The following is a 15,730-nucleotide window of genomic DNA, read 5'->3' as shown; positions in this document are numbered from 1 at the left end:
GGCACTTAAACTAATAGACTGCTATCAAAAACTAAAAAATTATCCAGCCAGCTATCCCCGATATTTGTTTAAAGTCTGACTAATTGGCAGCAATGCACGCTCAGGAACAAAATCCAGCAATCTCGATAGGCGCACCCAAACTCTACGCCAATCTTGATCCCACTGATTTTTACTACACCTTAGTAACTGTCGCGCTTGACTAAGGTCAATTCTCCTCCCAGTTACATCACGCAAAGCAAAAGAGTGAATACAAAATAAGGCCAACTGCCCAACTTTCAACGGGTCATGAGGCTCGCCCCAACCATAAAACCGCTTCATCATGTAACTCAGAAGATAAGCCCGCTCCTTATATCGATTTCCCGGCGGAGCATAAGCTGCCATCCCCCAACAGTAGGCAAGCTCATCGGTTTCTCTCAACTTGGCAATAGCATGCTGCACCAATCCCTTTTCACAAGCATCCATTATTCGCCCGTTACTGCCCTTCCCCACCCTGGTTTCAGTTGCATAAACAGTCTGACCTGCCAATCGAGCAGTAACTTTTCCATTCTCATCCCGAATCTCATCAATGTAATGCTTCGGCCCCCGACTCCGCACCGTCTGCCCACCGAGCATTGCCGCATAATCAGATTGCTGAGTAGCTGTATCGAACGCATCATGCCAAGCCTGTCGAGCTGAGTGAAAATTCATTGCTTCACCTTGAAGATTTTCCGGAATATCTTTGATGTGGGTTCTCTATCTCGATACCTCACCTTACCCGTGTCTTGCCAGCGTAGGTAATCACGACAAGCGAGCTCTTCGACTGCACACCTTTCCCTTTGCTTACACGCATCGCACGGAGATGGCTCAAACAAGGCGCTCTGCTGGTTGCGAGTTAGTTCTGTATTTCCCCAGCTAGGCATTGGTTACTCCTTTATCAATCCCTTTTCCCGCATCTTGCTTTGGGTTTCGTATAGCGCTCTCAACTTGCTACGCTCCACCTCAGCCTTTGAGATGTCCGTCTTGCTCCGCCCATCAATAACGTCATGGCAATTGCTACAGCCATATACACCCCACCAGTCAGGAGACTTTCGGGCTAGACCTGCATTGCTGGGCAGATGGCAGAGCACTACGGTTTCAGGGTTGCTGTTACAGTGAGGGAATAACCTTAAGGTGCAATCTTCGCCTCTAGCAGACTTGCGAATTTTGCTCATTGCTCTCCTCCCTGCTTCAGCTTCATGAATTCACCCTCACCCGGCACGGTCAGGAATAAGCCGCGCTCGGTTGCCCAGGCCAAATGCATATCCATCATGCGAAGCATCTCGCCTTTCTCGCCGCTGGCGGTCTTGTAGCGCTTACCGTTTGCATCAAGCCCCAGGTGCTGACTCACAAACAACTCATGCGCGTCCTGAGCGTTGAATGGGCGCTGCCCGTACGGCTTGCCGCCTTTCATACAGAGAGGCATGGTTGCACCTCTCGCTGCCATCCATTCGGCTGTTTCGCTCATCCACATGCGCCAAGTTTTCTTCATCGGCCAGCTGTTGGGGTTGTGGCGATTCCACTTAAAGAGCCAGGGCTTGCCGTCCAGCTTCAATGCCTTGATAAAATCAATCATTTGAGACCTGGCAAATTCATTTCGGATTAAGTGCTGCTCAGGCATTGCCAGCCTCCCTGTATGCACGGATAAATGCAGCTGCTAACTCCGCATTGATTGCATTGCCATAACCGCGCAATCGTCCCACTCGGGCGGGAGCCCCATCAGCCAGCGGGAATGTTCCGGGTTCAACTGGCCGGAACTTTCCATCTCTGCATCCGAGCCAGTCAGCATTTCTCCAGAAGCCGTTAGTCGGACCGGGGACATTAGCTGCACTTGGTGCGCAAGAGCTGTTACAGACTGTCCCGCCGATGTTCCCTTTTTCCTCTCGAGAGCTCTTTCCGGTGTGCCTCCTGGAGTACTCGCAGTTGGCGTGCTCCATCCTGCTAACGTCACTTGTGCACTCAACGGTTTTCCTCGGGAATGCGACCACCTTTTCTGATTGAATTCCTTGCTCGCCGATTCGCTTTTCCAGTCCCGGGCAGCTGGAGTTGCCCAACCTGTTTTCTGCAACAAAGTAGAGCCGCTGCCTGATATTCGGGGAACCGACGCCCGCAGCGCACAAATCGAGCGCCCCGCTGGTGTAGTTCGCTCCTTCCAGGTCAGCTTGTACAAGGTCGAGCCAAGCGAGCGCAGACTTGCTTGAAGACTGCTCGCCAAAGATTGCTCCAGGTCGACACTGCTCAATGAGATGGAACCACGCGGGCCACAGATGCCGCTCATCAGCAAACCCCTTTCCTTTGCCTGCCTGGCTGAAAGATTGGCATGGGCAGCTTCCGGTCCAAGCTGGTTTGTCATCCGGCCAACCGGCTTTTCTGAGTGCGTAACTCCAGACTCCAACTCCGGCGAAGAAATGACATTGGGTAAATCCAACAAGCTCATCTGCTCGAACATCCTCAATACTCCTTTCATCCACTTCGCCCGGTGCTATGTGTCCGGCTGAAATTAATTCCCTCAACCACTGGGCAGCAAACGGGTCTATTTCGTTGTAATAAGCTGCCATGACTCCCCCTACTCCAGCCCAATCAAAAACCAAACACCTGAGCCAACCGCCACCATCCACAGAAAGAATTCCAGGTAGAAAACCGTTTTGGTTGGGGTTGGCTCATTACGATTCATATCGATTACACCGCCTTTAGATTCTCAAACCGGAATCGACTGACTAACCGGGCGTCCCGATATCTCGGTTGGCCGTTAGTACCTTTCGTAAACTTCAGGTCATAACCTGATAGTCCTGCAGGTATTTTTTTGATTGAACCGCCACGCGCCAGAAACTCTTTTGTCTGCAGAGCGATTGCCTCTCGGTCTGCGGCGGTGTTGCGAATTATTTCGTGGTTGGTAGGTGCGTAAATCATGTAAATTCCCTCTCGATTTGTTTTACCAACTGGTATCTTCCAGCTCTTCCGCCAGTGTTGGCTGACTGGTGGATTTTCCGCGAGGGATATATTCCCCCTCTAAAACCTCTTCTTCATCTTGAAGGGCACTTTGATTCGCACCTTTTCGCTTGTGACATTCGGCGCAGAGCTGAGTACATGAGGTCCCACTCTGCGTGAATATTTCGCTCCCAAAAGCTTTCATCCTTATATCCTTCCCATACGTTGCCCGCAGGACCGCCGCACACCCTTTTAATTGAGCGCTGATTAACAGCGTAGAGAAGCCCCCATTTTTCCGGCAAATCCTTTTCAGTAATCACTCCCGGTGGGCAGAGATAGAATCGATACATTCCCATGCCTAACTCTGGACGCTTGCGAAATGGCTTCTTCTTATCGGCAAGAAAATCACTACGAGTCGCCTTGCATTCAATGAGGATTGATATTCGTCCACCGCGAAATCCGATTGCATCCGGTTGCTCACCGCTCTCTACATTGGTGACCAGCTCAGTAAATACTGCTCCGCAATTCGCCTTCCCTTTGAGCCAAGCTCCTGCCATTGATACCAAACTGCTATGAGTGTGATTTGTTGCTGCGCTCTTGCTCATAGGTCGAACATCCCCCGCATTTTTGCCAGTTCGCTTTCTCCGCTTTTGCGGGCTCGCTCTTGGGCGTTTTTGTTTGGCAGGGCCAGGGGTTCGAACAGCCTGTGAATGCGAGCAGGATTACCCTCACCTACCCCACCGTTCCGAATTAGGCCAATTGCGCGGTCAGCATCCAGAAACTGAAAACCCTCAACACCGGCCTGGCGGTTCTCGTGGTAGGTGGCCATGCCTGCGTCGATTTGTTCCCGGGTGAAATCCTTGAGGTGTGCGGCGTATTCACGCTTGGCCAGGGCCTCAGTTTTCTCGTCGGGGAACTGTCGGTCGTATTGCTCGCGATTCAGTAGGGAGAGGCGCAGAAAAAAGTAAGCCACGCTATCCCGTTGCTCTCGGCTCAATTCATCTGAGCCCATAGGGCGTTTCAGTTCTGGCGGCTGACCGAGGACGGTGGATATACTTTTCACTGTGATTTCCCCCTAGAAATTCGTTGCGCGTTCGTAGTCGTAGGTTGCCGCTGCACGCTCTGAGCGCTGGTCTGCTGCGGTTTTGAATTTGGGAGCGCTAGACCTTTCGCGTCTTAGCCAATTGCGCCACGTAGCCAGCCAGTCAACCTTGACGCCTCGCTGGCCCGATAGCGCTACCCAGTAATCTCTGAACTCATCGGCGATTTCGTGAATTCGGTTAATCAGGTCAGGGCGGATTCGTTGCGCTTCCGTGTGGAATTCTTCGGTGAGCGTCCAATCGCCAGGAAGGCGTGTTCCACGCTTGGTTTGGGATTTCGGTTTTCGAGCGCTTGCTGGGGTGCGCTCTCGCGCACTCTCAGACTGGTTACTTAGTTCAGTATTTACTTTGTTATATTCTTTACTTTGTTGTGTCGGATTTACCGTATCCGGTGAAACCGTATCTGGATTTACCGTATCCGGTTTTTCAGGAAGTGGTTCCTCCAGGGGTTCCTGGGAGTCTCCAGGGGTATCGGAAATCTCATAATCAGTACCGAGAATCTTCCCTCCCTCACTGCGCCTTACGATGCGCTCACAGTAACCAGCGTCAATTAGCTCGTTCAGCAGCTTGTATATGCGGTCACGCCCCTCTTGGGCCTCTCTGGCTAATGCTGCGGCTGACACCTCCCAGTCATCAGGCTTCGACAGAAGATGCAGCAGCAGGCCGCTGGCAGCGAATGAGATACGGCGATCACACACAACCGTATTGGCAACTATGAGGTAGTTGGTGGATGGGCGAGCGCCTCGTCGAATCACTGCAATTTCTCCTTAATACTTGTACAAAATTGCGCCATTATTTGTGGTGTGGTCATTGATTTAGCTGTTCTCACCCTAATAACTTTTTGGCATTCCCAAAGAACCGACCAATCAAACCTTAGGGGGGCCCATGGCCAAGAAACAATCCGGTGATAAAACCTCAACCCTCGCTTCCAAAGTCCTTTCAGGTAACAAGAAACCCACCCTGGCCGACTCTAAAAAATTGGCAGCTTCAGTCTTGAGTCAGGATGAGAAAAAAGGAAAGCGCGGTAAGTAATCACCCTTTGATTACCGTTACTTTTTTTACGCACGCTCTAGGTATTCGCATTAAACCGGATGCCTGAGCGCTGCTTGTATTAACATCACCAAGGCTTTGCGCCAGCATTAATACATCCTTGCTCTCCGCCACCAACCACCCTACTGTCCAACACTCCACGATCTCTAATGGCGGCAGGTCATCTATGTGGCTCCACTGAGAATATGGCTGCGCACTATCGACCCACTCAACTCTTACGAGGCTTGCTAGCAACTCCTTTAGCACCTGAGTCATACAGCACCTCCAATTTCCTCAATAAGGTTTTCGGGAGTCTCTAAGGGTTTCTCTTGGCAGTAGAAATCATTCACTACCTCTTCACACAGGCTCTCCATGTCCTGACGCTTTAATTTCCCAACTTGTAATTCCGCGTAATTTTTCGGCTGCTGGGCAGGGATTTTTTTACGCAACTCATTGCGAGGTAGCGCATTTACAGGATTTTTTTCCATGATTTGCCCCTGAATTTTTGCTCTTAATAGATTTACTTCTTAATTTTTATGGACACATCTACAGCCTCAGCTTGCCGCCCCCCTGCACTGCACTTGCTTTGAATAAAATCAACATGCCTGAAAGGGCTTTCTTGAGGTCTTCAGGAGTCTTCGCGGTGTAAACCGGAAGCGCCCCTTTAACCAGAATTCTCAGGATTTGTTCGTGCCCTAAATCCAACTCATTCGACACGCTTTTCAGCTGCTCATATGTCGGCATTGGCACACGGACATTGCACTTACGTAGATTGGTTTCCATCGTTCTTGCCTAAATCATCCTTAAGTTAAAAAAATTGTTGTCAGCTCTTCGGCTGCTGCTTGGATTTATTGCAGATAGCAATAGTCGGCACCATCTTGCTCTGTCAGTTCATCTCCACTAACCTGAACAATAACCTTGGCGAGGTCTGGCCTAGCCTTCCTTCGGCCGCTCGCCACTTGGTGCAGGTATGAAGCTGCGCAGGGCTCGCCAGCTTCCGCGCATAGCAGTGCTAACTGCTTCCGCTTGCGGTACCAGTAATCCCTTACATGAGAGGCAAGACGGCTCTTCGCCCTCGCCTTTTGTATGCGTTTCTGCTTATCCATACCTATAGAGTATGTCATTGAGACTAACTTTTGCAATAGCAGACTAACTTTTAAGGGGGTGAAATTGCGCCAAAGTTGCAAAATTGGCTAACTTGTAGGAAATGTAAGACAGGTAGAATTGAGGCCTAAGCATGAATACACCCATAGGCCACATGGATATAAAGACAATAAGACGGGAGAATGCCCGGCGCATCGCCAAAGAGGTTGGCGGTCCTGCTGAGCTCGCCCGCAAACTGGATATGCCAAACTCGGGGATATCACAGATAATCGGCAAGAACCCTCGCCGCAATATTGGAGACTCAACAGCTCGAAGAATTGAGGATGCTGGAGGATATCACCATGGCTGGCTGGACACCCTGCATGGTGGCGAACAGCCCGAAACTGCTCGCACACCAAGCGGTGTTAATGTTGAACTGCTTGTTGACGCTCTAATCCGGAGCCAAAAGGAAATGAAGCTGTTGTCCCTAAACCTCAGCGATACAGAGCGTATGGAGCTGCTAGCCAAAACTGCGGCTGCGGTATACGCCTACACCGAATCTACAGGCGGCACCACCCTTGTAGACCCGAGTTACGCGCTCAGGCTTTTACTACCGAAAGAGTCCTAACCTGAGGAGTATAATCCTCGCACTCTCGGTAAATACCTGCCCGCTTACACTCAAGAAGCCTGCTGCAACCTCCGCAACATGAATTCATTGCGGAGAGCGCCCCCTGAGGGCCGCCAATACTTTTTCGTCTCGTACTTCCATGTCTGACTGGGCTGCTATCAACTGCATCCTGCTTCCCTCTTTAGCGCATCCAATGCTGAAACTTTTTCTCCCTAAGAGGTTAACTTTTAGGATTTTTTTCTTTTTGTTATCGACCTGAACTTAAACCTCAAAGATAGACACTAAAAACGTATCAGTTTTTCACTCTGTTGCAGATAGCAAAGACACTACAATTAATTTAACTTGTATTAGATACACTACAAAGTGCCATATTCGCACAACCTATCTAAATTAGTTGGTGCCCGAATAAGGGCGCGAGCCCGCACTCTCAACCTCACCCAGAGTGACGTTGCAGCTCATCTCGGGGTCTCTCGTGATTTCGTTGCCAGACTTTATGCAGGAAAAAAACGCGGCCTCTCTTTTTCGCAATTGAACACCCTCTGCCAAGCTCTCGAAATTGATGCTGACTCGCTTCTTGGGCGCAGCTCACCACAAAAACCACTGACAGATAGCGAGATAAATGACCTTCTTGACGAGATAGGTAAACTAATTAGCGCCAAAATCAACAAAAGTTAATCTTTTTGACTTTACAAAGTTAGTCATATTGCTTAACCTGATTTCTAACAGCTCAGGGAGAACCCCCATGTTAGGAATCAGCTCAACCGCCCCCGCCGAAGACTCTCTAAACGCCTACGAGAATCACCAAGACTCTCTGCCGGACGAAACCTCAAACGAAGCAGAAAGGATTCTGGCCGGCATCGCCGATTACTTCATCAATCGAATCTTTCTCGGTAGTCACCGCCTCGGCAGGCTTGAGGCTGGCTACTACGAGCGCTTTCTCGAAGTCGCGATGGAAGAGGTTAAAGAAATCAACGAAGACACCCTTGGTGAATTTCTAGCCCTCAGCAAAAAAGACCAATGCGAAGCAGGAAAGCTCAGCTCTGATTTTGCCGATAAGTGCGCTAAGCAGATTGCAAAAGAATTCCGAGAAGAGCTGGAACCTCTAGCAATTGAGTACGCATACATCAAATAAACCAAGCCTTACCTCTACCCAAACAGGTGAACCCATGGAAAACGAAGAAAAAATAATTGCCTATAAAGGTTTTGATAAAGACCTGCAGTGCCGTGGTTATCAGTATGAGGTTGGTAAAACTCATATCCATGAAGGTGAGGTTAAGGCGTGCCGAAGCGGTCTTCATGCCTGCGAATTTCCGCTAGATGTATTCAATTATTACTCACCAGTTGAATCCAGGTTCGCTGTAGTGGAAGCATCAGGCCAGATTGCGCGCAGGGGCGATGACTCAAAAATTGCAGCGGCATCACTCACAGTTAAAGCTGAAATAAAGCTACCTCAACTAATACAAAGCGCTGTCGATTGGATTATTTCTCGGGCCGAAAAAGATGGTGAAACAGCCACTAACACCGGAAACCAGAGCGCAGCCACTAACACCGGAAACCAGAGCGCAGCCACTAACACCGGAGACCAGAGCGCAGCCACTAACACCGGAGACCAGAGCGCAGCCACTAACACCGGAAACCAGAGCGCAGCCACTAACACCGGAGACCAGAGCGCAGCCACTAACACCGGAGACTGGAGCGCAGCCACTAACACCGGAAACCAGAGCGCAGCCACTAACACCGGAGACTGGAGCGCAGCCACTAACACCGGAAACCAGAGCGCAGCCACTAACACCGGAAACCGGAGCGCAGCCACTAACACCGGAGACTGGAGCGCAGCCACTAACACCGGAAACCAGAGCGCAGCCACTAACACCGGAAACCGGAGCGCAGCCACTAACACCGGAGACCAGAGCGCAGCCACTAACACCGGAGACTGGAGCGCAGCCACTAACACCGGAGACTGGAGCGCAGCCACTAACACCGGAAACCAGAGCGCAGCCACTAACACCGGAGACTGGAGCGCAGCCACTAACACCGGAAACCAGAGCGCAGCCACTAACACCGGAAACCGGAGCGCAGCCGAAGTTGAAGGGCAGCACGCAGTTGCAATTGCAGCAGGCGCTGCAAGTAAAGCTCGTGCATCTGAAGGTAGCGCCATTGTCCTTTGTTATCGAAATAACGAAGGAGAGCTAATTCATATCCGGGCAGCAGTTGCGGGTCAAGGAGAGGTAGAACCAAACAAGTGGTATTCGCTAAACGAAAGCGGTGAGTTTGTTTGTGAGGAGCCTACAGAGGAAGTGGAGCCGGCTTAAGCGCTGGCATCCCCCTAATAACGGGAGTAAGCAAAATGTCTGAGAATCTAAGCATCTGGCAGCGGGTAAAGAAAACTGACGCTCGCTTTGTAAAAGAGTCAACAGTTGAAGGCCGTAAAACTGCCAGCATCAACCATATCGCCATGGTTGAGAAAGCTACTGAAATATGGGGGCCAATCGGTATCGGCTGGGGTTATGAAATTATCGAGGAGCGTGACGACCAGGGCGCGCCAGTAATTCTTGAAGGCCAGGAAATTGGTCGTAACCTCACCCACACAATCAGGCTGCGCCTCTGGTACAAAATTGACGGAGAGCGCGGCCACGTGGAGAACTATGGCCACACACCCCGCATCTATTGGTCACATAAAAATAAGTATTTTGTCGAAGATAAAGAGGCGGCCAAGAAATCACTTTCTGACGCTTTAAAAAAGTGCTTTTCCTTCCTCGGATTCTCCGCAGATATTTATAGCGGTGAATGGGATGACCCCGAATACCGTCAAGAGCGCCAGTTGGAAAGCCAGATCGACAAAGCGGAAGACAAAGACTCCGCCCGAGACAAACAAACCAAAGAGCTTACTGAGTACGTACAGAAACACCTGAAAACATTGAAAAGTTCCCGCCGCCTGCATGAAGCCGCCGGGATATTCAAAACCTCAATCAAGCATCTTGAGCGGCAAAGAAATATGCCGCACCTAACTGACGTTGCCAATAAAGGAATTACCGTCCTAACCCAAACCTACGAAGCACAAAAGGAACAACTCCAAGGAGCTGCATAATGACCGCCTTAAAACTGTATGAAATTACCGACCAAGCCCGCGACCTGAAGCAACTGGCCGAAGATAACGATTTAACCCCAGCAGATATTGCTGACACGCTGGAAGGTATCCAACTTGAATTCAATGAGAAGGCTGTTCAGATAGGCAATCTTCTCATGAACTTCACCCCCTTTGAAAAGGGGCTTGATGATGAAATTAAGCGGTTGCAAGCCAAGAAGAAAGCCCTGCAAAACCGTCGTAATTCAATCACTGAATATCTCCGCTCAAATATGCAAGAGTGCGGCATCAAGAAGATTGAGTGTCCGGTCTTCACAATCTCTCTCAGGAAGGCAGCAGCCAAGGTTGAGATTGAAAATGAGGATGCCCTTCCCGGCGAATTCGTCACTGTGAAAAATACATTCACACCCGACAAAAAAGCCATTTTGTCCGCCCTTAAAGAAGGTCAAGAAATTCCTGGGGCTCGATTAGCTGAAGCTAAACCTGCTCTACAGATACGTTAGCGCGTGAGGCTTGCGCCGCTGGTACGGGGCGCATTTTTAGGGAGAAATTATCGTGATTTTTGAATGTGAAGATTGCGGAACAGAAAGAGACTTAGATGTCGGCGAGCTTCCCGATAACTCTAGTGACGATGATGAAATTGAGTGTCGCAATTGTGGTGCAGTGTTTATTGCTGGCTGGGTCGCCGAAATAGAAATTAGGGGGAGAGTCAGTGAATAGATTCGCCATATTTTACGGTACTTACAACCTGTTAATGGGTGGGGCTAAGGATTTTAAGGAGTCACACCCCACTGAAGAGGCCGCTCTTAAAAGGGCAAAAGAAATTGCCAAAACCGAAACCTTTGTCAATTGGGTCCAGATTTTCGACAAAGCAACCGATAAGTACATCGTCTATGTCATCGTTGATGGTGAGCTGAAGGAAGGCAAATAGTCATAAGAGGAAAGCATTTATGGCCTGCTGGGAATGGGACGGACATCTACACGCAAACGGGTACGGTCGATTAACTCACAAGCGCAAAACCCAATACGCTCACCGATTTGTATGGATGGCATTTAACGGGCCTATTCCGACCGGCCTTGATGTTTGCCATACCTGCGACAACCGTAAATGCGTCAATCCTCGACATATGTTCCTTGGGACCAGGAAGGACAACATGGTTGACGCAAAAGTTAAGAATCGATTACAGCGAGGGGAAGACCGTTACAACTCAGTTTTAACTGAAAATACTGTCCGAGAGGCGAGAAATCTAAGAAAGCGAGGCATGAAAGTGAAAGACATTGCCAAGAATTTAAATGTTCAACCGCAAACTCTTGGAAAGGCAATTAGCGGCGAAACTTGGAGGCATGTGGTATGAGCAGAGGAATCAACAAAACTATCAGTATTGGAAATTTATGCGCAGACCCTGAGGTGCGTTACATGCCGAACGGAAATGCTGTTACTAATGTTCGGCTTGCAATGAATAATAACTACAAGGATAAGCAGACCGGCCAAGTTGTTGGTAAGGTCGAGTATATCGGCGTAGTCTTTTTCAACCGCCTTGCAGAAATAGCCGGAGAATACCTCCGCAAAGGGGCGAAGATTTATGTTGAAGGCTCACTACGCACTCGGAAGTGGCAAGACAAAAACAGCGGTCAGGACCGCTTCACTACAGAAATTGTCGCAGCTGAAATGCAGATGCTTGATGGTCAACAAAATGGTGCGCAGCAGGGGCAGGGATTCCAACAGCCCTCCCCTATGGCTCCGCAGAATCAGCAGCAAAGACCAGCCCAAGGTCAGGGGTATCAGCAGAATCAGGCAGCACCGCAATCAATGGGTGGTAGGAATGATTTTAACCAAGGTGGATTTGATGACGATATTCCCTTCTAGCTCTAACAAACATTAACCTGGGCCGCTAGTTCAGGGCCCCCAAGGGGGTTCAAATGGAAATTTCAAAGTTTCCTCTAAATAAGCAAGCATCAGCAGTAATAGCAGAGGTTAAAAAGTTTGTTTCCGCATTCGAAAGGATAAAGAACAAAAAACCCACAGGCGTGGCAGTTGATACAGATAAATTCAAAATGGTTCAGCGCGCAATAGTTGCTGAATTGCGTAGACAGAAAAAAGGGGCCGCATCTGCAAAAGAAATTACCCCCCGATGTACTGCATGTAGAGGGTGTTTCTATTTATCCGTTTGCGGCGTAGAGAAACCTTATGCCTAACCTGGAAAGATTAACCTTAAAGCAGCGAGTCTACCGTGTAGGTGGAACCGTTAAGAAGATTCAAACCAAGCAGGGTGAAAGGCCAGCGGCATTTGACTCAGAGGGTAATTTAATCTCACTCAATCCGTTCAGCGCCTGGGACTGGGTAAGGGAGCGGGAGGCGGCAGGAGCTTGTGTTTTATCTGACCATGAATTGCCACCGGCACCAAAGATAAAACCAAGAGGAAGACCACTATTAGCCCCTTAATTGGGGCTGGGTAGGTGCAGGGCCTAGCCCATTTAACCAATCAATAATTCAACTCAACCGAGGGTAAGAAAATGATAACGAAGGGGTAACGCCCCTAGAGTTGAATTGAGTGAGCGAACCAACAAATTTGCAAGCTCCAAATAACTCCCCCTGCCCGCCCAGTGCGGGCTTTGTGGGTGAAAGACAATAGCGAGGGATATGCAATGGCACACCCAATATATAAAGACCTCCTGGAGCAATGGAGAGAAAAGGCTAAAGAGATAGCTGGCACCAGCGAAGGGTTTACTTTCTACGACCCAGAATTCAATGAATTCTTGCACTGGATGTTTTCGCAGTTTCAGGGGGTTATTGATTCTACACAATCTAACCCAGGCAACAATGTGGCGGAATTTATAAATAAAGCTGTTGAGCTGGAAAACCACTACCCGTTCTTATACGTGGAAATTGCCAGAACCATAAGAACCGATTGGATGGCATGGCTAAAAGAAGACACGAGGTGCAAGGATTCTCTTGCTCAAGGGCAAGGCCTTACAGCAGAAGAGGCATGTGAGGATGCACTGAAGTGCCTACCTAATAACCTTAAAGTTGTGGGAGCCTCCAATGACTAACCCGGCCATAGCAGAGAAACCAATCTTATTTAATGGGGATATGGTCCGCGCAATTCTGGAAGGCCGCAAAACCCAAACGCGCAGGCTAATAAAACCGCAGCCATTTAATGGCGCAAGTGATGAAGAGGCCATCAAACAAATTGGTGGTTTGCCTGCGGGTCGCTCCTTATATCAGGAGATCAACAGTGCCTGGCAAAGCAGGTTTGTCGACATTGACTGCCCTTATGGTGAGCCCGGTGACCGCCTATGGGTGCGCGAAACCTGGAAGCCGGATTTGTGCGCAATTGACGCCTGCAACTGCGGATGTGTGAGGGTCGAGTATTTAGCTGATAACAGTTTCACATACTTCGAAAATGAAAGTATCGCTGAAAGCTGGACCATGCCTAAGTCAGCCCAGGAGGGAAAAAATGTACCCTCAATCCACATGCCCCGGTGGGCCAGCCGTATCACTTTAGAAATAACTACCGTTCGCGTTGAGCGTATTCAGGATATCAGCGAAGAGGATGCAAAAGCCGAGGGTGTGGACGGCCCCGAATCCGCAGCAGCTCAATTTTGTGGCTGGTATGAAAAGCCGCGCCCTGCATTCCGCAGACTTTGGGAGTCTATCTATAGCAATGACAGCTGGGACCAAAACCCCTGGGTATGGGTTATTGAGTTCCGCCGGGTAGAGCAGGCTGGGGTGGCGGCATGAGCAAACTTCTCACAAAAAGTGAAATCGGCCGCCTAACTGGTGTTGGTGCCGATAATGCTGAGGCGCAAAAGAAAGTCCTCGATAGCAATCGCATCCCCTACGTGCTTAAGAGGGACCACTCTCCCGCCCTGACTTGGGAAATGGTCAATCAGGCTAAACTCATGCAGATAAACAGCACCAGCTCCAACGGGCAGGCACCTCAAATACCCGCCGGCATAAACATGAGCGCCATCAATGGCTAGACCAAGAAACCCCAAGAACGCCTGGATGCCACGCTGGGTAGAGGTTTACCCACGCGGCTATCGGGTAAAAATACGAGGGCAAGGGGCTTGGTACTTGTGCGGCCCTGATGCTACTCGCGCCGAAGTATGGACCGCCTACGAATTGTGGGAAAGCGGCCAACACGGTAAAACATTTACTATCGCCGACCTGATAGAGCTATACCTGGCCTCCCCAATACACAAAAGAGATAAAACCTCAAACGCAAAAAGATTATCTGCGATACGCAAAGAAAATTGAGGCCGTCTTTGGTCAAGCAGTGCCGGACTCCATCACATCACCTGTGATTCAAATGTATATGGATGCACGCGGGCAGCAATACCCTACCGCAGCAAACAGAGAGCGCACATTTCTCAGTATTATTTTTCGCTGGGGAAAGGCTCGCGGGTTCGTATCAATTGAAGACCCAGCCAGGGCGGTCAAGCCAATCAAGGAGAAACAGGCCGGGCGCTATGTGGAAGATTCAGAATATTTAGCTTTCTATAAATGGTTAGAGTCCAAGGGACACACTGCCCACGCGGCCGCAATGGAGATTGCCTACCTTTGCGCCGCTCGCCAACAAGATGTTCTCGCATTGAAGCGACAGGATATCACCGACGAAGGTTTATTGATTTGCCAACAAAAAACTGGCAAGAAACAACTGAAGCTCTGGACGGACCGATTGCACGATGCGGTTGAGCTGGCACTTAAAAGCAACACCACTTCCAGGTCACAAAGTATGTGTCTGATTCGCGGCCGAACTGGGCAGCGCTTCACCCGAGACGGATTCAACAGCACCTGGAGCCGGGAACAAAAAGCTGCCAATGAGGCTGGCGCCCTACCCGCCCGCTTCCGGTTTCATGATTTAAAGATTAAAGGCATCTCAGATTTCGAAGGTGACAAGCAGGAATTCAGCGGGCACAAGACTCGAAGCATGATGGAGCGCTACAACCACACCGCCGATAAAGTTGTTTCTCTTAATAAGGCGAGGATTAGCGGAAAGAAAGACACGCCAAAGGGCACTGGATGAATGTCCAACCGGAGGGGCTGAAAAAATCGATTGTGGTAAAAATTACCCCCTCGAATTACCCCTCAAAGGCCCAAAACTAAAAAACCCCGCACTCGGCGGGGTTTTAAGTCCTTGATAAACAAGGAAGAATCTGGGGTGGCCGACGGGGATCGAACCCGCGACCTCAGGAGCCACAATCCTGTGCTCTACCAACTGAGCTACGGCCACCATAAAAGTGATATACTTCAGCACCTTGTGGCAGTACTGATTGCCGGATACCTCTTGCAGCCAATCTGGCTTCAGACTAAGTCCTTTTTGCCAAACCAGCACCATCTTGTGAAGATGGCACGCCCGGCAGGACTCGAACCTGCGACCATCCGCTTAGAAGGCGGATGCTCTATCCAGCTGAGCTACGGGCGCAAGGTGAACCCGGAAAATTGGTCGGGGCAGAGGGATTCGAACCCCCGACATCCTGCTCCCAAAGCAGGCGCGCTACCAGACTGCGCTATGCCCCGTTTTTCCAATCATTCGCACCTCTTTGACCCTGTTAACCGCCCCGTAGGTGGTTGTGTAAGTCGCTGTAGCTGCGAAGTGCGTGCATAGTAATGATACCCCCGGCCCATGTCAACGCTTCTAAGCTATTATTTTTAAAGAAGTTTATCCTTTTGCCTATCTGGGCCCAGAAGTGGCGAAATTATTTCCAACCTGTGCGAAAATGGCGCACTTCGCGAATCCGACCGGATAAAAAGTAAGCGTTTTTAAAAATCGCCTGCTTCCGCCCTTCTATATAAAGTAGGTGCTGAAGCAGATTCCGGTCTATTAGCCATCGATTTTTTACTGTTAGAGATAGTAT

At 49.8% G+C, this 15,730-nt stretch carries 30 protein-coding genes, 3 tRNA genes and 1 pseudogene; 19 read left to right on the top strand and 15 right to left on the bottom strand.

The genetic code is table 11. From position 1 onward, the window contains the following. Nucleotides 1–51 precede the first annotated feature (51 nt). From P0078_RS23205 to P0078_RS23170, 8 genes are all read right to left on the bottom strand, one after another. A complete protein-coding gene (locus P0078_RS23205) occupies nt 52–687 on the bottom strand; it encodes a hypothetical protein (protein ID WP_282932230.1) in 636 nt (211 codons plus the stop codon). 215 nt (nt 688–902) lie between these two features. Further along, a complete protein-coding gene (locus P0078_RS23200; RefSeq protein WP_282932229.1) occupies nt 903–1,190 on the bottom strand; it encodes a nuclease domain-containing protein in 288 nt (95 codons plus the stop codon). Then, complete coding sequence (locus P0078_RS23195; protein ID WP_282932228.1) at nt 1,187–1,636, bottom strand: NinB/YbcN family protein; 450 nt, start codon at nt 1,634–1,636, stop codon at nt 1,187–1,189. Before P0078_RS23195 ends, P0078_RS23200 begins: the two co-directional genes overlap by 4 nt. Then, nucleotides 1,629–2,573, bottom strand: coding sequence for a DNA cytosine methyltransferase (locus P0078_RS23190; protein WP_282932227.1), 945 nt, complete (start codon nt 2,571–2,573; stop codon nt 1,629–1,631). The genes P0078_RS23195 and P0078_RS23190 overlap by 8 nt, the downstream gene beginning before the upstream one ends. Nucleotides 2,574–2,694: 121 nt before the next feature. Continuing rightward, a complete protein-coding gene (locus tag P0078_RS23185) occupies nt 2,695–2,925 on the bottom strand; it encodes a hypothetical protein (protein ID WP_282932226.1) in 231 nt (76 codons plus the stop codon). A 113-nt stretch (nt 2,926–3,038) separates the two neighbouring features. Then, nucleotides 3,039–3,548: a hypothetical protein gene (locus P0078_RS23180; RefSeq protein WP_282932225.1), complete on the bottom strand. Its 510-nt coding sequence runs from the start codon at nt 3,546–3,548 to the stop codon at nt 3,039–3,041. Further along, entirely contained in the window at nt 3,545–4,006 is a 462-nt protein-coding gene (locus P0078_RS23175) for a hypothetical protein (protein WP_282932224.1), read from the bottom strand. Before P0078_RS23175 ends, P0078_RS23180 begins: the two co-directional genes overlap by 4 nt. 12 nt (nt 4,007–4,018) lie before the next feature. Next, entirely contained in the window at nt 4,019–4,798 is a 780-nt protein-coding gene (locus tag P0078_RS23170; protein ID WP_282932223.1) for a helix-turn-helix domain-containing protein, read from the bottom strand. Nucleotides 4,799–4,928: 130 nt separating this feature from the next. Here P0078_RS23170 and P0078_RS23165 point away from each other — a divergent pair, with 130 nt between their 5' ends. Further along, the gene (locus P0078_RS23165; RefSeq protein ID WP_282932222.1) at nt 4,929–5,075 is read left to right on the top strand and encodes a hypothetical protein; all 147 of its coding nucleotides are present in this window, start codon (nt 4,929–4,931) and stop codon (nt 5,073–5,075) included. Here the strand turns inward: P0078_RS23165 and P0078_RS23160 are convergent, their stop codons facing one another. From P0078_RS23160 to P0078_RS23145, 4 genes are all read right to left on the bottom strand, one after another. Beyond that, a complete protein-coding gene (locus P0078_RS23160) occupies nt 5,076–5,348 on the bottom strand; it encodes a hypothetical protein (RefSeq protein WP_282932221.1) in 273 nt (90 codons plus the stop codon). Further along, entirely contained in the window at nt 5,345–5,560 is a 216-nt protein-coding gene (locus P0078_RS23155; RefSeq protein WP_282932220.1) for a hypothetical protein, read from the bottom strand. The genes P0078_RS23160 and P0078_RS23155 overlap by 4 nt, the downstream gene beginning before the upstream one ends. Before the next feature lie 58 nt (nt 5,561–5,618). Beyond that, nucleotides 5,619–5,855 carry a hypothetical protein gene (locus P0078_RS23150; RefSeq protein ID WP_282932219.1) on the bottom strand — a complete coding sequence of 79 codons (237 nt, stop codon included), beginning with the start codon at nt 5,853–5,855 and terminating at the stop codon, nt 5,619–5,621. A 65-nt stretch (nt 5,856–5,920) separates the two neighbouring features. After that, nucleotides 5,921–6,196 carry a hypothetical protein gene (locus tag P0078_RS23145; protein ID WP_282932218.1) on the bottom strand — a complete coding sequence of 92 codons (276 nt, stop codon included), beginning with the start codon at nt 6,194–6,196 and terminating at the stop codon, nt 5,921–5,923. Nucleotides 6,197–6,309: 113 nt separating this feature from the next. Between P0078_RS23145 and P0078_RS23140 the strand changes: the two genes are divergently transcribed. From P0078_RS23140 to P0078_RS23065, 18 genes and pseudogenes are all read left to right on the top strand, one after another. After that, nucleotides 6,310–6,783 carry a hypothetical protein gene (locus P0078_RS23140; RefSeq protein WP_282932217.1) on the top strand — a complete coding sequence of 158 codons (474 nt, stop codon included), beginning with the start codon at nt 6,310–6,312 and terminating at the stop codon, nt 6,781–6,783. 363 nt (nt 6,784–7,146) lie between these two features. Further along, nucleotides 7,147–7,458: a helix-turn-helix domain-containing protein gene (locus tag P0078_RS24710; protein WP_353057025.1), complete on the top strand. Its 312-nt coding sequence runs from the start codon at nt 7,147–7,149 to the stop codon at nt 7,456–7,458. A 67-nt stretch (nt 7,459–7,525) separates the two neighbouring features. Then, nucleotides 7,526–7,915, top strand: coding sequence for a hypothetical protein (locus P0078_RS23135; RefSeq protein ID WP_282932216.1), 390 nt, complete (start codon nt 7,526–7,528; stop codon nt 7,913–7,915). Between the two features lie 34 nt (nt 7,916–7,949). Next, complete coding sequence (locus P0078_RS23130; protein ID WP_282932215.1) at nt 7,950–9,095, top strand: DUF7666 domain-containing protein; 1,146 nt, start codon at nt 7,950–7,952, stop codon at nt 9,093–9,095. Between the two features lie 35 nt (nt 9,096–9,130). Further along, on the top strand, nt 9,131–9,871 hold the full coding sequence (locus tag P0078_RS23125; protein ID WP_282932214.1) for a hypothetical protein: 741 nt from the start codon (nt 9,131–9,133) through the stop codon (nt 9,869–9,871). Continuing rightward, nucleotides 9,871–10,371: a siphovirus Gp157 family protein gene (locus P0078_RS23120; RefSeq protein ID WP_282932213.1), complete on the top strand. Its 501-nt coding sequence runs from the start codon at nt 9,871–9,873 to the stop codon at nt 10,369–10,371. Before P0078_RS23125 ends, P0078_RS23120 begins: the two co-directional genes overlap by 1 nt. A gap of 52 nt (nt 10,372–10,423) precedes the next feature. Then, nucleotides 10,424–10,588 (top strand): zinc-ribbon domain-containing protein, encoded by a 165-nt coding sequence (locus P0078_RS23115; RefSeq protein WP_282932212.1) that lies wholly within the window; start codon nt 10,424–10,426, stop codon nt 10,586–10,588. Beyond that, complete coding sequence (locus P0078_RS23110) at nt 10,581–10,799, top strand: hypothetical protein (protein ID WP_282932211.1); 219 nt, start codon at nt 10,581–10,583, stop codon at nt 10,797–10,799. Before P0078_RS23115 ends, P0078_RS23110 begins: the two co-directional genes overlap by 8 nt. A 19-nt stretch (nt 10,800–10,818) precedes the next feature. After that, nucleotides 10,819–11,016: pseudogene (locus P0078_RS24705) on the top strand (HNH endonuclease signature motif containing protein); the annotation flags it as partial. A 6-nt stretch (nt 11,017–11,022) separates the two neighbouring features. After that, nucleotides 11,023–11,223 carry a helix-turn-helix domain-containing protein gene (locus P0078_RS23105; protein ID WP_282932210.1) on the top strand — a complete coding sequence of 67 codons (201 nt, stop codon included), beginning with the start codon at nt 11,023–11,025 and terminating at the stop codon, nt 11,221–11,223. Further along, a complete protein-coding gene (ssb, locus tag P0078_RS23100; protein WP_282932209.1) occupies nt 11,220–11,735 on the top strand; it encodes a single-stranded DNA-binding protein in 516 nt (171 codons plus the stop codon). The genes P0078_RS23105 and ssb overlap by 4 nt, the downstream gene beginning before the upstream one ends. A gap of 53 nt (nt 11,736–11,788) precedes the next feature. Then, a complete protein-coding gene (locus tag P0078_RS23095; protein WP_282932208.1) occupies nt 11,789–12,064 on the top strand; it encodes a hypothetical protein in 276 nt (91 codons plus the stop codon). Then, nucleotides 12,057–12,311 carry a hypothetical protein gene (locus tag P0078_RS23090; protein WP_282932207.1) on the top strand — a complete coding sequence of 85 codons (255 nt, stop codon included), beginning with the start codon at nt 12,057–12,059 and terminating at the stop codon, nt 12,309–12,311. The genes P0078_RS23095 and P0078_RS23090 overlap by 8 nt, the downstream gene beginning before the upstream one ends. A gap of 203 nt (nt 12,312–12,514) precedes the next feature. Continuing rightward, entirely contained in the window at nt 12,515–12,919 is a 405-nt protein-coding gene (locus P0078_RS23085; protein WP_282932206.1) for a hypothetical protein, read from the top strand. Further along, complete coding sequence (locus P0078_RS23080; RefSeq protein WP_282932205.1) at nt 12,912–13,610, top strand: ASCH domain-containing protein; 699 nt, start codon at nt 12,912–12,914, stop codon at nt 13,608–13,610. Before P0078_RS23085 ends, P0078_RS23080 begins: the two co-directional genes overlap by 8 nt. Next, nucleotides 13,607–13,852: a DUF4224 domain-containing protein gene (locus P0078_RS23075; RefSeq protein ID WP_282932204.1), complete on the top strand. Its 246-nt coding sequence runs from the start codon at nt 13,607–13,609 to the stop codon at nt 13,850–13,852. Before P0078_RS23080 ends, P0078_RS23075 begins: the two co-directional genes overlap by 4 nt. Next, the gene (locus P0078_RS23070) at nt 13,845–14,129 is read left to right on the top strand and encodes a hypothetical protein (RefSeq protein ID WP_282932203.1); all 285 of its coding nucleotides are present in this window, start codon (nt 13,845–13,847) and stop codon (nt 14,127–14,129) included. Before P0078_RS23075 ends, P0078_RS23070 begins: the two co-directional genes overlap by 8 nt. Before the next feature lie 19 nt (nt 14,130–14,148). Then, nucleotides 14,149–14,898: a tyrosine-type recombinase/integrase gene (locus tag P0078_RS23065; protein ID WP_282932202.1), complete on the top strand. Its 750-nt coding sequence runs from the start codon at nt 14,149–14,151 to the stop codon at nt 14,896–14,898. 131 nt (nt 14,899–15,029) lie between these two features. Here the strand turns inward: P0078_RS23065 and P0078_RS23060 are convergent. The 3 genes from P0078_RS23060 to P0078_RS23050 form a co-directional block, all read right to left on the bottom strand. Further along, a tRNA-His gene (locus P0078_RS23060) sits at nt 15,030–15,105 on the bottom strand. 115 nt (nt 15,106–15,220) lie between these two features. Beyond that, nucleotides 15,221–15,297: transfer RNA gene (locus P0078_RS23055), tRNA-Arg, on the bottom strand. Between the two features lie 18 nt (nt 15,298–15,315). Then, nucleotides 15,316–15,392: transfer RNA gene (locus P0078_RS23050), tRNA-Pro, on the bottom strand. Nucleotides 15,393–15,730 lie beyond the last annotated feature (338 nt).

The organism is Microbulbifer sp. VAAF005 (assembly GCF_030012985.1).
GTDB lineage: Bacteria > Pseudomonadota > Gammaproteobacteria > Pseudomonadales > Cellvibrionaceae > Microbulbifer.
Note: the sequence above shows the minus strand (reverse complement) of the source record. Positions and strands in the feature narration are given on the sequence as shown.

Excerpts from the sequence above, each read along its gene's own strand:
- P0078_RS23205 (WP_282932230.1), bottom strand. The coding sequence starts at position 687 with ATGAATTTTCACTCAGCTCGACAGGCTTGGCATGATGCGTTCGATACA.
- P0078_RS23200 (WP_282932229.1), bottom strand. The coding sequence starts at position 1,190 with ATGAGCAAAATTCGCAAGTCTGCTAGAGGCGAAGATTGCACCTTAAGG.
- P0078_RS23195 (WP_282932228.1), bottom strand. The coding sequence starts at position 1,636 with ATGCCTGAGCAGCACTTAATCCGAAATGAATTTGCCAGGTCTCAAATG.
- P0078_RS23190 (WP_282932227.1), bottom strand. The coding sequence starts at position 2,573 with ATGGCAGCTTATTACAACGAAATAGACCCGTTTGCTGCCCAGTGGTTG.
- P0078_RS23185 (WP_282932226.1), bottom strand. The coding sequence starts at position 2,925 with ATGATTTACGCACCTACCAACCACGAAATAATTCGCAACACCGCCGCA.
- P0078_RS23180 (WP_282932225.1), bottom strand. The coding sequence starts at position 3,548 with ATGAGCAAGAGCGCAGCAACAAATCACACTCATAGCAGTTTGGTATCA.
- P0078_RS23165 (WP_282932222.1), top strand. The coding sequence starts at position 4,929 with ATGGCCAAGAAACAATCCGGTGATAAAACCTCAACCCTCGCTTCCAAA.
- P0078_RS23160 (WP_282932221.1), bottom strand. The coding sequence starts at position 5,348 with ATGACTCAGGTGCTAAAGGAGTTGCTAGCAAGCCTCGTAAGAGTTGAG.
- P0078_RS23155 (WP_282932220.1), bottom strand. The coding sequence starts at position 5,560 with ATGGAAAAAAATCCTGTAAATGCGCTACCTCGCAATGAGTTGCGTAAA.
- P0078_RS23150 (WP_282932219.1), bottom strand. The coding sequence starts at position 5,855 with ATGGAAACCAATCTACGTAAGTGCAATGTCCGTGTGCCAATGCCGACA.
- P0078_RS23145 (WP_282932218.1), bottom strand. The coding sequence starts at position 6,196 with ATGACATACTCTATAGGTATGGATAAGCAGAAACGCATACAAAAGGCG.
- P0078_RS23140 (WP_282932217.1), top strand. The coding sequence starts at position 6,310 with ATGAATACACCCATAGGCCACATGGATATAAAGACAATAAGACGGGAG.
- P0078_RS23135 (WP_282932216.1), top strand. The coding sequence starts at position 7,526 with ATGTTAGGAATCAGCTCAACCGCCCCCGCCGAAGACTCTCTAAACGCC.
- P0078_RS23130 (WP_282932215.1), top strand. The coding sequence starts at position 7,950 with ATGGAAAACGAAGAAAAAATAATTGCCTATAAAGGTTTTGATAAAGAC.
- P0078_RS23125 (WP_282932214.1), top strand. The coding sequence starts at position 9,131 with ATGTCTGAGAATCTAAGCATCTGGCAGCGGGTAAAGAAAACTGACGCT.
- P0078_RS23120 (WP_282932213.1), top strand. The coding sequence starts at position 9,871 with ATGACCGCCTTAAAACTGTATGAAATTACCGACCAAGCCCGCGACCTG.
- P0078_RS23105 (WP_282932210.1), top strand. The coding sequence starts at position 11,023 with ATGGTTGACGCAAAAGTTAAGAATCGATTACAGCGAGGGGAAGACCGT.
- ssb (WP_282932209.1), top strand. The coding sequence starts at position 11,220 with ATGAGCAGAGGAATCAACAAAACTATCAGTATTGGAAATTTATGCGCA.
- P0078_RS23095 (WP_282932208.1), top strand. The coding sequence starts at position 11,789 with ATGGAAATTTCAAAGTTTCCTCTAAATAAGCAAGCATCAGCAGTAATA.
- P0078_RS23090 (WP_282932207.1), top strand. The coding sequence starts at position 12,057 with ATGCCTAACCTGGAAAGATTAACCTTAAAGCAGCGAGTCTACCGTGTA.
- P0078_RS23085 (WP_282932206.1), top strand. The coding sequence starts at position 12,515 with ATGGCACACCCAATATATAAAGACCTCCTGGAGCAATGGAGAGAAAAG.
- P0078_RS23080 (WP_282932205.1), top strand. The coding sequence starts at position 12,912 with ATGACTAACCCGGCCATAGCAGAGAAACCAATCTTATTTAATGGGGAT.
- P0078_RS23075 (WP_282932204.1), top strand. The coding sequence starts at position 13,607 with ATGAGCAAACTTCTCACAAAAAGTGAAATCGGCCGCCTAACTGGTGTT.
- P0078_RS23070 (WP_282932203.1), top strand. The coding sequence starts at position 13,845 with ATGGCTAGACCAAGAAACCCCAAGAACGCCTGGATGCCACGCTGGGTA.